At 71.2% G+C, this 831-nt stretch carries 2 protein-coding genes; both read right to left on the bottom strand.

The genetic code is table 11. The annotated features are described in order from the left end of the window. Nucleotides 1-247 (bottom strand): MBL fold metallo-hydrolase (locus tag HK417_RS24450; protein WP_439957942.1); only part of this gene is annotated, 247 nt, incomplete at its 3' end. Further along, on the bottom strand, nt 244-831 hold a 588-nt coding region (locus HK417_RS24445; protein ID WP_222273390.1), incomplete at its 5' end, for a zinc-binding dehydrogenase. The genes HK417_RS24450 and HK417_RS24445, both read right to left, overlap by 4 nt.

Below are 831 nucleotides of genomic sequence, written 5' to 3'. Positions count from 1 at the left end.
TGGCCTCCCGCAGGTCGACCGCGGCGGTGATGTGGTCGTTGTGCCCGTGGGTCAGCACGATCGCGGTCACCCGCCGGCCGCCGACGGCCTCGAGCAGAGGCTCCACCCGGTGCGGTGCGTCGATGACCAGCACCTCGTGGTCGTCGCCGACCAGCCAGACGTTGTTGTCCACGTCGAAGTCGGACCCGTCGAGGCTGAACACCCCGCTGACCACGGCCTGCTCGATGCGGGCGTCCACTCGGCTCACTTGTCCAGCACCACGACCGAGCGCAGCACCTCGCCCTGGCGCATCTTCTCGAAGGCCTCCTCGACGTCGTCCAGGCCGATGGCCTCGGTGACGAACTCCTCCAGCGGGAAGCGGCCCTGCAGGTACAGGTCGACCAGCAGCGGGAGGTCGCGGCTGGGCAGGCAGTCGCCGTACCAGGAGGACTTGATCGCCCCACCCCGGCCGAACACCTCCAGCAGCGGCAGGGTGAGCTGCATGTCCGGCCGGGGCACACCGACCAGCACCACCCGGCCGGCCAGGTCGCGGGCGTAGAAGGCCTGCTCGAACACCGCCGGGTGGCCGACCGCGTCGATCGCCACGTCCACCCCGAAACCGTTCGTGAGGCCCTTGATCGCCTCCACCGGGTCGCCGTCCTTGGAGTTGACCGTGTGGGTGGCGCCGAACTGCTTCGCCCACGCCAGCTTCCGGTCGTCGATGTCGACGGCGACGATCGTGGTCGCCCCGGCCAGCTTGGCGCCGGCGATCGCGGCGTCCCCGACCCCGCCGCAGCCGAACACCGCCACGCTCTCCCCGCGTTGCACGGCGCCGGTGTTGATCGCCGCGCC

The organism is Modestobacter marinus (assembly GCF_019799945.1).
GTDB classification, from domain to species: domain Bacteria; phylum Actinomycetota; class Actinomycetes; order Mycobacteriales; family Geodermatophilaceae; genus Modestobacter; species Modestobacter marinus_B.
The sequence above is the reverse complement of the archived record's forward strand: the minus strand, read 5'-3'. Positions and strand labels throughout refer to the sequence as shown.